The 16,779-nt window shown below is 40.3% G+C and carries 23 protein-coding genes, 1 tRNA gene and 1 pseudogene; 12 read left to right on the plus strand and 13 right to left on the minus strand.

Annotation, left to right across the window (positions count from 1 at the left end):
• The 6 genes and pseudogenes from A9239_RS14705 to A9239_RS20640 all read left to right on the plus strand — a co-directional run.
• Window positions 1-918, plus strand: a 918-nt coding sequence (locus A9239_RS14705) for a hypothetical protein (protein ID WP_069575363.1), incomplete at its 5' end; no start/stop codon positions are given.
• A gap of 83 nt (window positions 919-1,001) precedes the next feature.
• Window positions 1,002-1,120: pseudogene (locus A9239_RS20960) on the plus strand (cation-transporting P-type ATPase); the annotation flags it as partial.
• Window positions 1,121-1,174: 54 nt separating this feature from the next.
• Entirely contained in the window at window positions 1,175-1,828 is a 654-nt protein-coding gene (locus A9239_RS20625) for a hypothetical protein (protein WP_048155898.1), read from the plus strand.
• A 226-nt stretch (window positions 1,829-2,054) separates the two neighbouring features.
• Window positions 2,055-2,195, plus strand: coding sequence for a hypothetical protein (locus tag A9239_RS20630; RefSeq protein ID WP_230628868.1), 141 nt, complete (start codon window positions 2,055-2,057; stop codon window positions 2,193-2,195).
• Window positions 2,196-2,454: 259 nt separating this feature from the next.
• The gene (locus A9239_RS20635) at window positions 2,455-2,910 is read left to right on the plus strand and encodes an HAD-IC family P-type ATPase (protein ID WP_230628870.1); all 456 of its coding nucleotides are present in this window, start codon (window positions 2,455-2,457) and stop codon (window positions 2,908-2,910) included.
• A 48-nt stretch (window positions 2,911-2,958) separates the two neighbouring features.
• Window positions 2,959-3,171, plus strand: coding sequence for a hypothetical protein (locus A9239_RS20640; RefSeq protein WP_048120865.1), 213 nt, complete (start codon window positions 2,959-2,961; stop codon window positions 3,169-3,171).
• Between the two features lie 211 nt (window positions 3,172-3,382).
• On the opposite strand, the gene A9239_RS14715 is transcribed toward A9239_RS20640, so the two are convergent.
• The 4 genes from A9239_RS14715 to A9239_RS14735 all read right to left on the minus strand — a co-directional run bounded on the left by A9239_RS14715 (window position 3,383) and on the right by A9239_RS14735 (window position 6,818).
• Window positions 3,383-3,592, minus strand: coding sequence for a hypothetical protein (locus tag A9239_RS14715; RefSeq protein WP_230628872.1), 210 nt, complete (start codon window positions 3,590-3,592; stop codon window positions 3,383-3,385).
• A 306-nt stretch (window positions 3,593-3,898) separates the two neighbouring features.
• On the minus strand, window positions 3,899-5,626 hold the full coding sequence (locus A9239_RS14720; protein ID WP_230668869.1) for a radical SAM protein: 1,728 nt from the start codon (window positions 5,624-5,626) through the stop codon (window positions 3,899-3,901).
• A 173-nt stretch (window positions 5,627-5,799) separates the two neighbouring features.
• Window positions 5,800-5,872: transfer RNA gene (locus tag A9239_RS14725), tRNA-His, on the minus strand.
• Window positions 5,873-6,035: 163 nt separating this feature from the next.
• Complete coding sequence (locus tag A9239_RS14735; protein WP_048120870.1) at window positions 6,036-6,818, minus strand: sulfide-dependent adenosine diphosphate thiazole synthase; 783 nt, start codon at window positions 6,816-6,818, stop codon at window positions 6,036-6,038.
• A 168-nt stretch (window positions 6,819-6,986) separates the two neighbouring features.
• Between A9239_RS14735 and A9239_RS19710 the strand changes: the two genes are divergently transcribed.
• Window positions 6,987-7,154: a hypothetical protein gene (locus A9239_RS19710; RefSeq protein WP_155396515.1), complete on the plus strand. Its 168-nt coding sequence runs from the start codon at window positions 6,987-6,989 to the stop codon at window positions 7,152-7,154.
• Window positions 7,155-7,189: 35 nt separating this feature from the next.
• Here the strand turns inward: A9239_RS19710 and A9239_RS14740 are convergent, their stop codons facing one another.
• The 3 genes from A9239_RS14740 to A9239_RS14750 all read right to left on the minus strand — a co-directional run bounded on the left by A9239_RS14740 (window position 7,190) and on the right by A9239_RS14750 (window position 8,590).
• Window positions 7,190-7,414 carry a hypothetical protein gene (locus tag A9239_RS14740; protein ID WP_048120872.1) on the minus strand — a complete coding sequence of 75 codons (225 nt, stop codon included), beginning with the start codon at window positions 7,412-7,414 and terminating at the stop codon, window positions 7,190-7,192.
• Between the two features lie 147 nt (window positions 7,415-7,561).
• On the minus strand, window positions 7,562-8,266 hold the full coding sequence (locus tag A9239_RS14745) for a hypothetical protein (protein WP_048155901.1): 705 nt from the start codon (window positions 8,264-8,266) through the stop codon (window positions 7,562-7,564).
• A 99-nt stretch (window positions 8,267-8,365) separates the two neighbouring features.
• Entirely contained in the window at window positions 8,366-8,590 is a 225-nt protein-coding gene (locus A9239_RS14750; RefSeq protein ID WP_048120876.1) for a hypothetical protein, read from the minus strand.
• A 338-nt stretch (window positions 8,591-8,928) separates the two neighbouring features.
• Between A9239_RS14750 and A9239_RS19715 the strand changes: the two genes are divergently transcribed.
• From A9239_RS19715 to A9239_RS14760, 3 genes are all read left to right on the plus strand, one after another.
• Entirely contained in the window at window positions 8,929-9,069 is a 141-nt protein-coding gene (locus A9239_RS19715; RefSeq protein ID WP_155400473.1) for a hypothetical protein, read from the plus strand.
• 38 nt (window positions 9,070-9,107) lie between these two features.
• Window positions 9,108-9,581, plus strand: a complete 474-nt coding sequence (locus A9239_RS14755) for a toll/interleukin-1 receptor domain-containing protein (protein ID WP_329957123.1) — start codon at window positions 9,108-9,110, stop codon at window positions 9,579-9,581.
• A 113-nt stretch (window positions 9,582-9,694) separates the two neighbouring features.
• Window positions 9,695-10,048 carry a hypothetical protein gene (locus tag A9239_RS14760; protein WP_048155904.1) on the plus strand — a complete coding sequence of 118 codons (354 nt, stop codon included), beginning with the start codon at window positions 9,695-9,697 and terminating at the stop codon, window positions 10,046-10,048.
• A gap of 284 nt (window positions 10,049-10,332) precedes the next feature.
• On the opposite strand, the gene A9239_RS14765 is transcribed toward A9239_RS14760, so the two are convergent.
• The 4 genes from A9239_RS14765 to A9239_RS20965 form a co-directional block, all read right to left on the minus strand.
• Complete coding sequence (locus A9239_RS14765; RefSeq protein ID WP_048155907.1) at window positions 10,333-10,527, minus strand: CxxC-x17-CxxC domain-containing protein; 195 nt, start codon at window positions 10,525-10,527, stop codon at window positions 10,333-10,335.
• Between the two features lie 705 nt (window positions 10,528-11,232).
• Window positions 11,233-11,421 (minus strand): DUF2795 domain-containing protein, encoded by a 189-nt coding sequence (locus A9239_RS14770; RefSeq protein WP_048155909.1) that lies wholly within the window; start codon window positions 11,419-11,421, stop codon window positions 11,233-11,235.
• An 18-nt stretch (window positions 11,422-11,439) separates the two neighbouring features.
• Window positions 11,440-11,628 carry a DUF2795 domain-containing protein gene (locus A9239_RS14775; protein WP_048120884.1) on the minus strand — a complete coding sequence of 63 codons (189 nt, stop codon included), beginning with the start codon at window positions 11,626-11,628 and terminating at the stop codon, window positions 11,440-11,442.
• A 239-nt stretch (window positions 11,629-11,867) separates the two neighbouring features.
• Window positions 11,868-11,975: a DUF2795 domain-containing protein gene (locus tag A9239_RS20965; RefSeq protein WP_080943747.1), complete on the minus strand. Its 108-nt coding sequence runs from the start codon at window positions 11,973-11,975 to the stop codon at window positions 11,868-11,870.
• Window positions 11,976-12,683: 708 nt separating this feature from the next.
• On the opposite strand from A9239_RS20965, the gene A9239_RS14780 reads away from it, so the two are divergent.
• Entirely contained in the window at window positions 12,684-13,715 is a 1,032-nt protein-coding gene (locus A9239_RS14780) for a calcium/sodium antiporter (RefSeq protein ID WP_048155912.1), read from the plus strand.
• Window positions 13,716-13,942: 227 nt separating this feature from the next.
• Here A9239_RS14780 and alaXM read toward each other — a convergent pair whose 3' ends face one another.
• A complete protein-coding gene (gene alaXM, locus A9239_RS14785) occupies window positions 13,943-14,674 on the minus strand; it encodes an alanyl-tRNA editing protein AlaXM (protein ID WP_048155915.1) in 732 nt (243 codons plus the stop codon).
• Between the two features lie 227 nt (window positions 14,675-14,901).
• Here alaXM and A9239_RS20645 point away from each other — a divergent pair, with 227 nt between their 5' ends.
• Window positions 14,902-15,033 carry a hypothetical protein gene (locus A9239_RS20645; protein WP_255361963.1) on the plus strand — a complete coding sequence of 44 codons (132 nt, stop codon included), beginning with the start codon at window positions 14,902-14,904 and terminating at the stop codon, window positions 15,031-15,033.
• A 133-nt stretch (window positions 15,034-15,166) separates the two neighbouring features.
• Here A9239_RS20645 and A9239_RS14790 read toward each other — a convergent pair whose 3' ends face one another.
• On the minus strand, window positions 15,167-16,483 hold the full coding sequence (locus A9239_RS14790) for a cell surface protein (RefSeq protein WP_230668871.1): 1,317 nt from the start codon (window positions 16,481-16,483) through the stop codon (window positions 15,167-15,169).
• Between the last annotated feature and the right edge of the window lie 296 nt (window positions 16,484-16,779).

Raw genomic sequence — 16,779 nt, forward strand, 5'->3', positions numbered from 1 at the left:
CACGTAGCCGGAGTAGACACACCTGAGATTCTTGAGATCAAAGAGAAAACTTTTGAGACCTCCTCAAGCGTGGCACTGGCAAAGAAAAATGAAAAACTTGCCGAGATCGACAATGAAAATAAACTGGACCTCATGGAAATGCAGCAGCTTGATACAAGGATACTCTCAGCTCTTAGCCCTTTTTTTGAAGATAGTATATATGGAGCCCAAAATGCTCGCTATGCCTTTATGGAGGATAAAACGCTGAAGGGAAAGCAGGTCAGTTTTATTGACAACCTGCAATATGAGTTTGAACTACTTTTCACACAGGATACTTTGAAGGTAAAAGACCTACAAAACCTGACCTTACCGATATGGTCAAAAGGCGGAATCCTATCTAGAGAGGAGAAAGTAAAAAAAATCGATGTATCCGACTTTTATATAAAGAACATTAAGTATGAGAAAAATAGTCTGAAAACCGTGCTCGAAGATAAGGATGCGGAAAATAAGTTTACTATCTCCTCGGACGAGAAAACTTTCCTGATTATGCACAGAGACTACGAGATAACACGGGACCAGGAACTGGCTGCTGCCTTAAACAGGGACTTGGTAGATTCGTTCATAACAAAGCTAAAAGGGTTCTTCACCGAATTTGTGGGCTCGAAAAAGCTTATCAATATCACACTTGACGGGAAAAACGTAATTAAAGAAGACAGAGTTTTTGATTGCCTGAAGCTGATTGCTTCCATATACGGAAGACTGGTAAAGGAATGCCTTGAAAAAGGATACACTGAAGAGGAAATTACTATTAAAATTGAAGAACCAGGGGGGACGAGAACAGAGAAATATCTTGAAAAGTCGGAAATTTTGAGAGAGCTGTCAACTATTGGAAAGGAAGGAGAAGATCTAGCTACACTCCTGAGGGTTAAGGAAGCTTGAGAAAAGATAGTTAGGCGACAGGAGAGATCTTGTTGACACAGGGCCAGAGTAACGTTAAGTTCTGGAGCGTTCCTGTGCCAGAAATGCTCCAGAGACTCAAAATAACCAACGAAGGCTTGAGCAGTTCTGAAAGCAGTGAACACCTTAAAAAATATGGGGCCAATCTCCTTAAACCAAAAAAAGTTCAAATACCCTTAAAATCTTATTTTCCCAGTTTAAGAGTCCGATTATTCTTATTTTGCTTTTTGCAGCCGGATTGTCTTATTTTCTTGGAGATGTTACAGATACTGTAATTATTATAACCATTATCCTGATCAGCAGTTTGCTTGGCTTCTGGCAAGAGAAAGGAGCTGCAGATTGCCTGATTCTTGAATCAAAAGGGCTTTTTGTCAATGAAGCTACTCTCACCGGAGAAACTTATCCGGTGGAAAAATCAACAAAAACCCTGAACGTAGAAACACCTCTTGCAAAGCTTACAAACTCCCTCTGGATGGGAACCAGTGTGGAAAGCGGAAGTGGAAAAGCACTTGCTATAACTACAGGGCAAAAAACAGAGTTTGGGAAGATATCAGAAGAGTTAAGAACCAGTGCTCCAGAAACAGAGTTTAAAAGAGGTATTACAAAGTTTGGCCATTTTTTGATGGAGGTTACCATGCTGATGGGCATTGCAATCTTTGCAATCAATGTTTATCTTCAGAGTCCGATTCTGGATTCTTGTCATTTTTCCCTTGCGCTTGCAGTCAGACCTACACCTCAACTTCTACCTGAAATTATAAGTGTAAACATTTCTCACGGCGCAAGAGAAATGGTGGAAAATAAAGTAATTGTCAAGAGGCTGGCCTCTATTGAAAATCTCGGCAGCATGAATTTACTATGTTCCGACAAAACCGGAACTCTGACCGAAGGATAACTTCAGCTTCATTCTATCCAGGATGTAAAAGGAAGTCAGCGTGAAAAAATCCTTCTTTACGCCAGTCTCAATGCCCATTACCAGAAAAGTTTAAAAACCCTATAGACCGAGCAATCCTGGCAAAGAGTAGATTCGATATGGGAGAATATAAGAACCTGGAAGAGGTCTCTTATGATTTAATACGCAGGCGATTAAGCGTTCTTGTCTCAAAAATGAGAATAGCCTGATGATCACTAAAGGTGCGCTCTCGAATATTCTTGAGATCTGCACTCTAGCAGAAGTAGAGCCTGGAAAAATTGTAGAAATTTCAGATGTCAGGGAAAAAATCGAGCAACAATATAATAAGTTCAGCGAAAAAGAGTGTTGAACACTCGGTGTTGCATACAGGGAAATGAACAAGCAGACTAAAATCGAAAAAGAACAGGAAAAGGGAATGACCTTTCTCGGATTTCTCTTGTTTTTGACCCACTGAAGCCAGACATTGCAAAAACAATAGAAAACACGGAGCAACTTGGAATTTCTCTGAAAATAATTACGGGGGATAACAGGCTTGTGGCTACCAGTATTGGTAAGGAGGTGTAGGGTTTAAAGCCTCAAGAATTCTCACCGGAAGCGAAATTTATCAGATGACAAGTGAAGCCCTTATAGGGAAAGTAAATGACATTGATATCTTTGCTGAAGTAGAGCCAAACCAGAAAGAACGTATTATCCTTGCACTCAAGAAGAGAGGAAACGTTGTTGGGTATCTGGGAGACGGTATTAATGACGCATCTGCTCTTCATGCAGCCGATGTAGGAATTTCAGTTGACAGTGCCGCAGATGTCGCCAAAGAAGCTGCACAAATTGTGCTGATGGAAAAAATCCTGGATGCACTTGTAGAAGCCAAAGGCGGAAGAAAAACCTTTGCCAATACCCTGAAGTATGTTTTCATGGCTAACAGCGCCAACTTTGGGAATATGTTCAGCATGGCAGAAGCGTCCCTTTTGCCTTTTCTTCCCCTGCTGCCCGCACAGATCCTGCTAACTAATTTATTGACTGATTTTCCGGAAATGACTATAACCACGGATACTGTTGATAAGTAACTAGTTAAAGAGCCACACCGCTGGGACATAAATTTTATCCACAAGTTTATGATGATATTTGGCCTTACCAGTTCGGTCTTCGATTACCTGGAATTCGGTACTCTGCTTCTCCTACTACCAGGAATGATAGAACAATTTATGACCGGCTGGTTTATAGAATCCGTTATTTCGGCATCAATGATAGTGATGGTAATCCGAAGCCGAAAGCCTTTCTTCAAGAGCAGGCCAGGAAAGTACCTGCTAATAGCCACTGGATCGTAGTCCTGACTCTTGTTTTTCCGCTAATTCCTTTTGCAGCACTCTTTGGTTTCAAACCTACCTTTACAGGTCATTTTAATTCTTGGAGCCATAATAGGACTTTATATCATTACGGCTGAGGCGATAAAGAGAATTTTTTATAAAAAAGTAAAATTTTAAGGGCTACCTGTACTGACAGCTATACTGATGGGAGAAACTCCGGTTTACCTTGAAGTTACTCAGGCTTGCCTTCATCATAACCTGTCCCGTCCGGCAGAAAAGGAGTGAAGATAACTATTGTAAACAGCAACAAAAAAGTGCCGTACATTTTGATCGTTGTCTCAAACGTAGCATAGAAAATGAAAACCACAAGCATGACCCAGACAATGAAACTGAGCTGAAGAGCAATTTTTACTCTATATATAGTTTCCGTGCTTTCGCTCAACAAAATCCCCCTTAAAGAATCCATTCGAAATCCCAAGTAAAAATGATTTCCGATTGGATAAATAAGTGTTTGTCAAAAAGAAAGATCAAAAGACGTCTCAAAAAATCGGAATGTAAAAAATCTCCCTTTAAAGAGCTACCTGATATCCCGGTAATCCTGAGCCCGGTAATGCTAAAGGATGCGAATCTTCAGTATCCAGCATAATGAATCTTCAGTATCCAGCATCAAGTAGCATGAATGATAACTCCAGAAACGTATGCTGATTCTATAATTATTGAAACTTAATAACTCGAATCCAACAAAGCATTAAATCTCAATAAACCGGAGTAATCTATCTCCTTCGCTTACACGCCTGAGAAAATCTTCTCTGCCAATATAGGGAACTCCGGCAATTATCGAATCCGCAGCTTTCTTGCCAATCCCGGGAAGTTCCCGGATAAGATTGGGAGAAGCGGCGTTAATAGGCAGAGGATATGGTATGCCAGTAATCGAACGCATTCCATGTCCTGTGACCGTAACATCAGTAAATTTTCGCAAAGGCAGAGAAGCAGGAATTCCAACCAGCAATGGGTATGAGCCAAGCTGCCTCCCGAAAGTAATTCCTTTTTCCCGAACCTCACACATTACATCCCTGAGCACAGTACCTTCAGGCACAACACGCCGCAACATTGGAAGGTCAATATTCTTTCTTACCCGTTCCTTATAGTCCAGAAAGATTTTTTTATGCTTCCTCGCAGCTTCATCTTTTCCATACATAGGGGTTCCGGGAAAAGCCATGACCTGGCGAATATTGATCCTGCGCAAGAGCAATCCAGAATCGAGCACTTCATTCAGAAAATTATAGTTAAGTTGGAAAGTTTTCTTGGATTCACCCATCAGCCCATGCACAAAATTGATGCCCGGAAGAATTTCGGGAAGCCCGTTTGCTCCTCGAACTGCCCCAAGCCTGTTCACAAGTTTGATTGCTTCAAAGACCTCTTCAGAGGTTGCCTTAAGGGAATTGGCTTCAATTACTGCCCTGTCGGCACTCTCCATTCCAAAAGCTGCCACATCCCCTGCCGTATGATATTTAATTATTGTCTTCAGGACCTGTTCAGATTCTTCAGGATAAGTTGCAAGCGTAATTGGGTTTGCATTGTCCATATGGAGCACAGACAGCTCTGGAGCCGAGTTTCGGATTCCTCTATAGAGCCTTTCAATAGCTACTGGATCAGGCTTTGGAACAGGCCCTCCAGCATCCTTGCCATGATAGGAAAAAAGATCCGGCTGCCTACCTATCCTGAAGTAGCGGGCTCCATGGGAGTAGAGAGCGGATGCTTCGGAAATTACATCGTCTATGGGCCGGTATTCGGAAGCCCCATAAAAGGGCTCTGTACAAAAAGAACAGTGAACATGCCTGCCACAACCTCTGTAGGTCTCAAGCTCGCACATACAGTAAGGATAGTCAGAGTGCTGCCTGATCAAAAAAGCTCCCCTTGATCCCCAGCGTCCAATTTCGGCTGTTGTCCTGAAGCGGTGATCTACAGCTTCAGGATTTCTGAGCCTCACAGCAGAACTTCCGGTAACGCCATCCTTAAAAAGATCATAGACAAAAGCTTCAAGGTCCATTCTGGCAAGCACTGCACCTGACAGGTGTATCCTGCTTTCAGTACCTTTTGCGGCCCTTCCGCCTTCGCCGCTGAAACCGAGCCTGATAGGCCCGCCTATAACTTTTACCCCGTGTGCAGTCCGGAAAATTGTCTCGATTTCCCCGAGTGTAATTGGAGAAGCCCGAAGATATTTACCTGGCACCGTCGTGCCTGCTATAATGATAACAAGGTCCGCTTTCCCTGTGAGTTCCCCTGCTCCGGGCGGGTTTTCTCTCAGGGTGTCAATGGTCAGGTAGTGAATTTCCATTTCGGAAAGCCCGCGTTCTCTGAGAGCGCCTGCTATATAACGCGGATAAGGAGAAAGGTAAGGAGGAACCCCAAGACAGGCAGGTTCATCCACATAGCCGTCTATAATAAGTGCTTTCATGTCAATTCTTGTTTCCATTTGCTCTATGATCGAAAGTATACAGTCCAATCAGATATAAGTTACAGATAAATTACAGATGTTAAAACAGTTGAAAGATATCTATTCAAGTGAATAAAAAAGTAAAAAACACTTTCACAGGAATAAAATAATCTGTTAAAAGATAAGAGAATAAAAACTTAAAAAATAATTAGGGCCGGGACCGAGAATCGAACTCGGGTCGTAGCCTCCACAGGGCCACAGGATGGACCTCTACCCTACCCCGGCCACAGGGGTCTGGTACTTCAGATTGAAGCAAGCTATAGAAGGAGTTTTTTTATATAAAGTTTTTGCCGGAAAAGACAGGAGACCCTTTTCAGAAAAAGAAAGGCTATGTTTTCCGGCTCGCAAAACGCACAAAACCTGGCTAAAAATTTTTTCTGGATCGGGATCAGAGTTTCTTAAGCTTTTCAAGGGCAAGTTTTGCAGCCTTTTCTCCCGAGAGAAGCATACCTCCGAAAACTGGGCCCATTCTTGGGGAGCAGGTTGCGGCATTTGCAGCCATGCCCGCAACGATCAGGCCCGGATAAATTTCCTTGGTTGCGTCAACAACCAGTTGCTCGCCAACCTCTGACCACATAGGTTTTTCTCCGAGCTTTCCGAGGTTTCCGATTTTTGCATTGGGAATTTTCCTGAGAATTGTATTACATACAACAGCTTCATGCCCTGTCCCATCAATTACGAGCTTTGTTCGGATCATGAGAGGATCGACGTGCAGACGCTGTGCTGTGACCGGCCCCCAGTTGACGACGATTCCGGTAACCCTATCGTTTTCCCGAATCATTACATCCTCAAAGCTCACAAGATTGAAAACCTCAGCTCCGGCTGAAGTTGCCCCTGAAATCAGCTTCCCGACGGACTCTACGGAATTAGCCACATAGTACCCGGGCTGGTACTCTTTATACCTGATCCCGAAGTCGTCAAGGATGCGGCAGGCTTCTTCCTGTACAACGATACGCGGAAACATCATGCCTCCAGCCCACATACCGCCCCCTAGCGATAACTTTTGTTCGTAAATGGCAACCTTTGCTCCTGCCTCCGCAAGATACCTTGCAGCCACAAGGTTTGCAGGCCCTCCTCCTATAAGTGCCACATCAACTTCCGTGTAGTCAAGGAAGGTTTTAGAGTACTCATCAAAAATTGCCCGTGTGATTATGACTTCGTCAAGTTCCATTTTAATCTCTCGTAAAGCTTCTAAATTAAAAGCCGGAAGAATAGCCCGGCCTTATCAGGAACAAACCAGGAATTGTAAACCCCAATTTGTCATCATGAAAATTCACATTTTGATTATAGGCATTGCTTTTAAAGTTGTTGGAATCGGTGGAGTAGAAAGGAAAAATAGATGATGAATGTACTCGAAGAAAGTTTCCTCGAAACTGAGACGTTTGCGAAGATTTCAGGGAGGGATCAACAGCCGAGATTGAACTACAGTTACGAAGCAGCTGAAAGTTATGAAGCAGCTAAACTTTCCCCAAGAAAATCAGAGTTGCGCTGGGAAACTCCACAGTAAGCTGCGAGGTATTCAACTGAAATAAAAAAAGAAGTTTATAACCCGCTCACTATTTCAAGAAAAGCGGGCCGCTTCTTAAATTCATATTTCAGGTCGGAAAAACGTTTTACCCAACCGGCTTCATTATTTAAGATATTGATATAGATATCTTTGACCTTTCCAAGATATTTGGCTGCAATGCTGTATGTTTTTCTATTCCCGTTCGGTATGTTTCGATATGCTTTTTGCCAGTAATATTCGATGATTAAATGATAGGACAATTTTGATGAGTTTGCAGATAAATTGGTTTATCTGGAAAATCATTTACCAATTTATCTGCAAACTCATCAAAATTGTCCTCAATAGAATAACCGAACCTGTTTTTAGGAGGATTGAAAATTGATTTGAGAACTGTTTTTTTCATACCTTTATCCAGACAAATTTTCAAATAATCGTGAAAGTCTTTTTTTGATCTTATTGAATATTTCAGGCTCAATAGATTTCCAATCAGGTACTTTCAGAAATCCTTTCAGCTTTTTGTACTCTTCATAGTATGTATCTCTGGTAAACTCAAATGACTTTAAAAGTGCAGCTTTTGCATGCTCATAGTCTCCTTTTAACCTGTAATATTCAAATAACCTGTCCAGCATGTTCTTCTGCTCAGTATTGCGAGATAATGCTGTCTGCACAAGCCGCTCAAGGTTAGCTGTATCTCCTTTTTTGGAATAATACTCCCAAAGGAATTCAAATAACTTAGTAACCCAGCCTTCCCCTTTTAGAATACCCATTTCTGCCGTTTCCAGGGCTTTAACCCGATCCCTCTTTTCTATATAATATTCAACCAGGTCCCAGTAATCCATTCCATAATTGAGTGTTTGCATGCGCTTCTGCAGATAAGCTTCGTCATTGTGAAGGTATTCTCTCTGGATCTTCATAACCTGTTCTTTTCTCCAGTCAGAAAGATATTCATCAAGTTTTTTCACGAGATATTCCCATTCTTCTTTTGTCTGGCAGATCTCAAAAAAAATATCCAGCAAGCCATCAAAACCTGAATTTTTGATATTGTACTCCTCAAAGGCTTCGTCTAAAAATTCAAGCTTTGCAGTAGTTGACAGGCCACCTTCTTTAATCAATTCCGAAATTTTTTCCAGATAACCGAATGCCTCCTCTTCATCATCTTCTGGGCCGCCTCCAAGCTCGTTGAATTCTGAGATGATGCTCCTGGCATCTTCTCAGTATTCAAACAATAGCCCATCATTTATGGAGACTACATCGTCATCTGTTAGGGCTTCCGGCATTGACTCCTGTTTTTCTTTGAACCATTCCAGGACCAGTTGATGTAATTCTGGCTTTTTAATCAGCAGGGTGCTTACCAAGTCGTAAAAGTCTGAGGTATTTAAATCCCGCAGGCGTGCATATAATAAAAATTTTTCAGGCTGTATGTTATTTTTGGTCACTGTCAGACTCCTATTTTTCTCATCAGCAATATATCAATCATTACACTTAAGCTAAAAATGGTAGTCATGAGGATAAATAAGGCAACTACTCAAAAAGGTACAATGAATTTTTGTTGCAACAATTACACAGGTGTGACTAGATTATCTGTGATAGTTAAAGCTACCATAAGAATCCTATTGAAAATCCAGTAAGTTTGCATTTGAAACCTGTCAAATTTAAAAATTGGCAGCGCGAATTAATAAGAACTTTATGAGAAAACAGGTCATTTAGGAAGTAGATTCCTTGAAAGTTATAGTACTTATAGAGGAGAAGTTATTATTATAAAGGGGGATTTATTTTGCCAGAAAAAGACAAAGAACCATCTTTCCAGCCTGAACCGATACCTGAACCTGAGCCTGAACCTGTTCCTCCACCTGAGCCGATACCTCATCCGGAGCCGGAAATTGAGCACGATAAGAAACCAAAGAAAATAGAGTAATTTCGGTAAAGTAAGACAGCTATGACTCGAAAATTTATATAGCTCACTGTGAGCAGGACGAACCACTTGCTCAGGAACTTGCCAGAGCTCTATGGGCCGTGGAGCTGGAAAGCTTTTCATCCCTGTACAGAAAAGCTAGAATTCTTTCCCAAGGTGAAAGGATACGTTTTGGTATTCGCCAATCAGATTGTGTTATCCCGATCCTCACACAGAAAGGTGCAGTGTCTCCAGAAGTAAATCAGGAGATTGGCCTTGCAATCGGAGCCGACCAGCTTATAATTCCGCTGGTAGAAACGGGAGTCGAATTACCTATCCTTATACACCATCTCCAGCCTATTGTCTTTTCTCCTGAAGCTTATGAAGATGCTCTGGGAAAACTAATACAGAACCTGAGAGAACTAACCAGGCTTGACTGGCTAAAGATAACGTGCCCCTATTGTGGAGAGGAAATGACGCAGTATATTTCACCTCAGGAAGAGGTAGAGAGCTCTTCTTGCAGGGACGCACCTTGAGACAAGATGCAGTTACTGCCAGAAAAATATTTACCTGGACCCAAGAACCTTCAGACCTATACTCTAATTATTGATTAGCAACTGGGTTGGGAACAGATAAAGGGGGCAAATTGATGGAAAGAAAAGCGACAAATAAAATAAAAGATGAGCCTGGAGAGCCAATGATAGCTCGATCCAAAATGGACGAAGCGGCTGTAAGTGAATTAGAGGTCAAAGGAATCGAAAATCTCACCCCTACCGAAAAGAAACACCTGCTTTTACAACTTTCCCGAGATAGGATTAAAGATAGTTCTGCCGGCCCATGGGAAATTATTGATGTCTTCAGGGAAAATTGGAGAACCATCAAAGCTACGTTGGCTCAACCCGTAGAAATTGAGGTAAGGGATATAGGAAGGGATGCTCTCTTTCGAGTGTCTCTGGATATAACGCAGTTAGAAAGAGAACTCGAAACCCAGGAACTGGAATAACACTCTTAAAATATAGGGCTGCGTCATTTTTAGATTTTATTCATTTTTAGATTTTATTCATTTTTAAATTCTATTCATTTTCAAATTTTATTCAGTTTTAAATATATAAACTAACATATAGTGTGTTTCGAGCAATATAAAGAAAAAAGTAATAGAAAGAAGAAAATAAGGAAAAGATAAAAATAAAGCAAAGGAAAAAAGAAAAATTGAGGTAAGAATGGTAACCTCAGTAAGTAAATAGATCATCAATCAGAATGAAAACACAAGGCTTGATGCCAAATACATTAATACCTTTTTGGTTTGCGCTTTGCGTAACACTCCCTGCAGTAGACCGGCCTGTCAGGATCCGGCTTGAAAGGCACCTCTGCTTCTTCGCCACAATCTGAGCACTTTGCTTTGTACATCGTCTGTGGCCCTTTACCATAGCCACGTTCTCTGCTGGAACCCCGATCCCTACTCTGGGAACCTTTTCTTTCCATTATGATTTCCCCTATGATATTTCGTTAAAGTTCACACAAAGAGAAGTATCAAATAATTCAAAAAGAGCCTCATTTATGAACATGTTATTGTCTGGGGTCTCGATGAACTAATTGAATTATTAATATCTAGTATAATGATATTTATTCTTACTGCATTAAGCTTTATTAAGAGCTCAACGATTTCTTGCATTTTGAGCCAAGTGTTTCGTAATTTATTCCAGTAAACCATGCGGTTTTATTTAAATTATTGAAATATTTGCCGCATTAAACTCCAGTAATATTCGAGTTAGCATTAAACTCCATTAATATTCAAGTGTTGCATTAAATTCCGTCAATATTTAAATTTCCTGAAGTAATATTTAAGGAACTAAAACTAAGATATGTACTATTATTTTAGTTAAAATTAATCTGTTTTTCATAAAATTTCACAATATAACTATACTTTATAACATATCATATAACATATCATATAACATATTATATAACATATTATAGAATTTATCAGAACATTTACAGTATTTTTATCCTTGTATTATCCTTGCCAAATTTTAGCACTGAAGTCGTCACAGAAATAGCCCAGAAATCCTGATCAAATACTGCATTCCGGAGAAAAAAGGAGGGTTACTAGCCTCCTCTTTTATTTGGATAAAAAGAGAGCCTTTTTTACTCGCTCCCCATTTAATGCCTTCGTGACTCTAAGTAAGGTTATTTTCCCTGGAATTCCTTGCTGACAGCTGCAGCATTGGTATACTCCTTTTCAGGAAGATCCTCGAGAACTTCAATTACTTCATTGCTGGCGTCATGTTTTTTAGCGTGCGCGATAAGCTGCTTCTTATTTACAGGATAATCTATATTCTTTAAAGCCTTCTGAACTTCAATTGGACTGGTTTGCATAAATTCCCCCCTTTGTGTTTATTTTCCCTGAAACTCCTTACTGACAGCTGCTGCATTGGTGTACTCCTTTTCAGGAAGGTCTTCCAGAACCTCAATTACCTTATCACTAGCATTGTGCTTCTTAGCGTGAGCGATAAGCTGCTTCTTATTTACGGGATAATCTATATTCTTCAAAGCCTTCTGAACTTCAATTGGACTGGTTTGCATAAATTCCCCCCACTTTTTATATATTATATATAGTTTTCTCGGTTATATTGATTATATGATGTTCAAGAACTTGCCTCTTGCAGAGAGTAAGCTATTATTTAGGCACCACTGGGACTAGAGAAGTACTGTTCTAAAACACCTGCTTAGTAAATCAGTACTTTTTTGGGTTTGGCGATTTGATGCTTTCTCTTTTCAGACGCCCGATTTTCCTGGTAACCACTCAAGGCTGTTATACTCTATTATCCTTTTAGAAGATCCAGAACATTATTGCTTGCCTGTTCACCTTCGGCAAACTTTACAAGGTAGTCTCTACTTGCAGGATAACCTATTCTCCGCCGGTTATAGATTCTTCAGCCTGGCGTGGATTACTTATTGCAAGTTCACTTTCCTGGATTCAGGTAGCTATTGCCTTCCCCAATTAGTAGCCCACCCACCATTGAGTATTATGTAAAATATAATATAAAAAAGAATTCAACTCAAACGTTTGGCAGAAGATGACTATTTAGATCCAGCAGCTTATTGCTTTTTTTTAGAATTAAAAACTGAATATGTCTCTAAACTAGGGTTTTTGGTTAGCATATATTGAAAGGTATGCCCTCATAGATAGCCTGGTTTAAAAAAGTCAAGTTTAAGGAAGAAAGTCTCTTGAATAGAGTAGTCAATGCCGAAAAATCACTTCATAAGGAAATAAATTCGCAACATATTTAGAAAAACGTTCTTGAAAGCTACTGAAGATCAGAGAGATCACATGAAAATAAATTGATATGATTTCAGCTTATCGTTTTGAAAAGTAATTTTATAATATAAACCTAATGATAAGTCTACGGGATGAAGATATATATTATCTATAATACTTCCATACTACCAGAAATCAAGACTTATCTTCTTATAAAAGCGCCAGATAAATCATTTGCCTGCTACTGAAAAATCTTCAGTTGCCTGGCATATAGAAGAGATTCGTTTCTTCTTCTACTGAAAACCTTTAATATAGGAGTTTCCAGATAAGAGACAAGATCACTATCAGTAAATTCAAGACAAATAGACCAGATGTAATTATGATCGCAGAAAATCTTTTAATCTTTCTACTTGGCCTTGTTCTTTTGGTCAAAGGTTCAGATTATTTTGTAAAATCAGCTTCAACAATTGCAGAGAAGCTTGGTGTTTCCGAATTTGTTATAGGTTTGACACTTGTCGCAGTTGGAACGTCAATTCCTGAACTTGCTTCATCAATAACTGCTTCTCTCCAGCATGCAAGCGGTATCGTAATAGGAAATATCATTGGATCAAACATCGCAAATATAGGGCTTATTGTCGGACTGGCTGCAGTTATTTCCCCAGTGAAAACTGAAATAGAGATGCTCAGGAGAGATGGCTATGTCATGCTCTTTGCAGCTGTGCTTTTCTTTGTTTTTATTCTGAACAGGAAGCTCTCAATACTAGAATCAGTCTTTTTCATACTGATCTTCATTGCGTATGTGTTTTTCCTGTTTGAAGAAAACGATAAATACAAAGGGAAACTACAGTTTAAAGAGTTTATAATATACTTTTTAAAGTTTGAGTGTATACGCAGCGCAAGGCAAAAGCTCAATTGCATAAGAAATGACAACGCTAACGGTGAAAACTGCCAGTCCAGAGAAGGTTTCACAAAAGACATACTGGTTCTAGTATTAAGTTGCGGAGCAATTATAATCGGGGCAAAGTACTTTGTGAACAAATCAATCTTCTTTGCAGAACTCCTTGGAGTTCCTGAAACTATAATAGGTACCACTCTCGTAGCCGTTGGCACATCCCTTCCAGAGCTTGTAGTGACACTATCTGCAGCAAAGCAGGGTTTAGGGAGCATAGCCCTTGGTAATATTATAGGCTCAAATATCGCAAACGTATTTTTAATCTTAGGATTTTCCGGATTAATCTATCCGGTAGCTGTCGAACAAATAAGTCTATTCTTTACGGCTCCGGCTATGATTTTGATAAGCATAATGCTTCTCGTGTTTATCAGCACAGACTGGGAAATAAAAAGGTGGGAAGGCGGAACTTTAATCGCCTTTTATGCGGCTTTTTTAATGGTACTGTTCAGGATGAATTAAAGAAGTAACCGACTTTAGATATGAAAAGTAGAAAACTGAAAAATTCCCGAAAAACAGATTAGAGCTTAAATCTCTGCCTGTTTTACAAAAAACTCCAAATTTTAAAAGGTAATAAAAAGAAAATAAAAATCAAATTGCGTGCGGTCACCCCACCCTAAAGGATGGGGTATTCGTGACCCTCTGCACTCCCGTTGTAATAAAGAAAAAGTTCAGGTTTGATCTGGAGATTAATCCACGAGTGTAAAGTACATTCTCCTGTTGCTCTTCCCTTTATTCTGGAGTTTTATGACCTTTATGCCTTTTATTTCCTCGGTATTTTTAACATGTGTCCCTCCACAGGCTTCGATCGTGACTCCTTCTATTTCGACGATGCGCACTTCTTTTATTTCGTCAGAAAAGCCTTTTGCCAGCGTGGTTAACCGTGAGAGCTTTTCTTCGGCTTCTTTGCGGCTTACAAGGTAGCGATTAACAGGGTTTTTCCGGGCTATAAGGTCATTAGCAATTTTTTCATATTCGGCAAACTTATCCCTATCAAAAACCTCAAGACTGAAATCCACTCTGCTCTGGTCAAGACCAAGCTGATTTCCGGTAATTTGAGCCCCAGCCTCCTTTTCAATTACGTTCGCGATTACGTGAGTCGCCGTATGCATACGCATATGCCTGTAACGACGATCCCAGTCTATGAATCCTTTGACTTTGTCCCCTGCTTTTAATCCATTAGAAATATTTTCACCATCTATCTCGTGACTGATATCTCCATTGAACTTACCCACATACAGGACATTAAACTCAGCCCCATCGGATTCACGAATTAACTTTCCGGTATCGCTGGGCTGGCCCCCGCTTTCGGGATAAAAAGCCGTACGGTCAAGAACCACAAATTTATTATCTGTAACTTTTTCGACAGTTGCTTCGAATTCTTTCAGGTAACAATCAAGGAAGTAAAGCGCCTCTGTCATTGCCAAACCTCTTTTCTTAAACTTTATTGAAGGAGGTAAAAACTGTCAGAGTACATAAACTATGCAGTTTTGAGTAAAAATCCAAGACCTTACCAACCTGATTTTCCATGAGTGCAAAAAACAGTAATCATGAAAAATTATTTCAATCACTCATATTATTGAAAACGAAACTCAAGCGAAACGAAACTCGAATGAAGCTAAACTTCTTTATAAATAAATGAATCCGCTTGAGCGAAAGAAGTGAGCGAAACGGAACCGTACTCCAGAGACGGTTAATTACTCTAGCCCATAATTCAGCCCTCTTGAGCGAACGAAGTGAACGAAAAGGGCACCGTCCTCCCGAGACGGGACTCGGGTGACGGAACTAGGGTGACGGAACTAGGGTGACGGAACTAGGGTGACGGAACTAGGGTGACGGAACTAGGGTGACGGAACTAGGGAAGCGAAACAGACCGCGCTCCTGGGTCTAAACTCGGGAGCTACAATTTTGCCTTAACTGAACTCGTGACGTTCTCCCGAAACAGGACTCGGGAAGTTCACATGCAAATCGCTATTGATTAAACTGAGACTGGAAAGAAGCTTTTTCTTTTGGTGTTCCAGTTCTTCCCTTAAAGCGGCCAGCTTCTTTTCAGAATCCATAATGTCCTCTTCAAGCGAGCGAGTCCTGCTCAGAAGCTCAGCTTCCTTATGTTCGAGTTCAACCAGCTTTCCGGTATCCGAGCTTTCGAGTTCAGCTTTCTTTGCCTCAAACTCTTTGAGGACTTCAAGATACTCTTTTTTCCGCTCTGGAAAGTTTGAGATTGCAGTTTTGACCTGTAACAAAGCTTTTTCTTTCTTCTGGGCCTGCATATCCAGGGCATTGTCCTCGAATATTTTTTGAAGTTCCGGGAAAAAAGAAGGATTTACGTGTATAGGAGCTTCAAGGCAAATATCAAGCTGTTTCTTTACTTCTGGCTTTAAAGTATACCTGCCACTTTCGTGAAGTTTCTTAATCCTTGAGAGATGACCCGAAAGCGGGAGCACAAGAGAACTCAAGCCTGTTTCGGCTTTTCGGAGTTTTTCCCTGGCAGCAATAGATTCTGCCTGAAGGTTCTGTAAACTCTGCCAGACTGGTCCTTTTCTAAAGTCTTCGAGAGCCTGACTGGCTTCGGAAGTTTCAGCCTTTAAAGCCTGAATTCTTCGGTTTTTGGACTCAAACTCCAGCTCTTCAGCAGCTATTGAAGCCAAAAGCTCCTGTATTTTATTAGTATCAGAATGAGCTGCTTCTATGGTGTCCATTTCCTTCTTATTTACTTGAATTACCTCTCCAAGCTCATTAAAAATCGGACCCAAGCTGGCAAGACTGTCACTAACGTCTTTTGATTCTTCAGAAAAAACGCCTCTGGTATACCTGAAACTCTGATTCATATGTTCCAGGCAGGCGTTAAGACTCTGCGTAGCTGTCCCATAGAAACTTTCAAGAGCCCTGAAATCCCTGTTTTCCTTCACTCTGATTTTATCTATCAACATTGTGACCTGTTTAGTCACATTTTCTCTGTTGCTCTTCGCTCGCTTTACGACTCTGACATCAAAGTCTCCCTCGACTTTAGCATCCGCAAGCCTTGAGTTACTTTCCTTTAGTGCCAGAAGCGAAGCATCAAGTTCCCTCAAAAGGCCGGATACATCCTTTTCCACCCTGAAAGAGATTTTTTGAGATCTTGTATCCAGCCATGCTGGCAAGTCTTCAAAATTAATCTCCTTGAGACCAAGCTCCACATCGGAACTTTCTTTTTTTCCAAAGAGCTTTTTAATCCACTTCAACCTTGACATTCCCTGAATTTGATAAAACTATTTAACTTATTTCTTTAGTTCTGTGTATTTTTGAAACTTATGATATGAAATACTTATTCTGTAAAAGCCTTTCCGGGGTTAAAAAGACAGAATAAAAGAAAATAGAATCTACAAATATATAAAGAAATTAAATGCTTTTTATATTGATAGCCAGAGGACCAGTATAATCCTGCACTTTACTTTAGAAGTTTACTCATTATAAGTTCTACTTTTATAAGTCATGTTCTTTATAAGTTCTACTTTTAATAATATCTACTTTTAATAAGTTCTCTTTT

Origin of the sequence: Methanosarcina sp. A14, assembly GCF_001729375.1 — an archaeon.
GTDB lineage: Archaea > Halobacteriota > Methanosarcinia > Methanosarcinales > Methanosarcinaceae > Methanosarcina > Methanosarcina barkeri.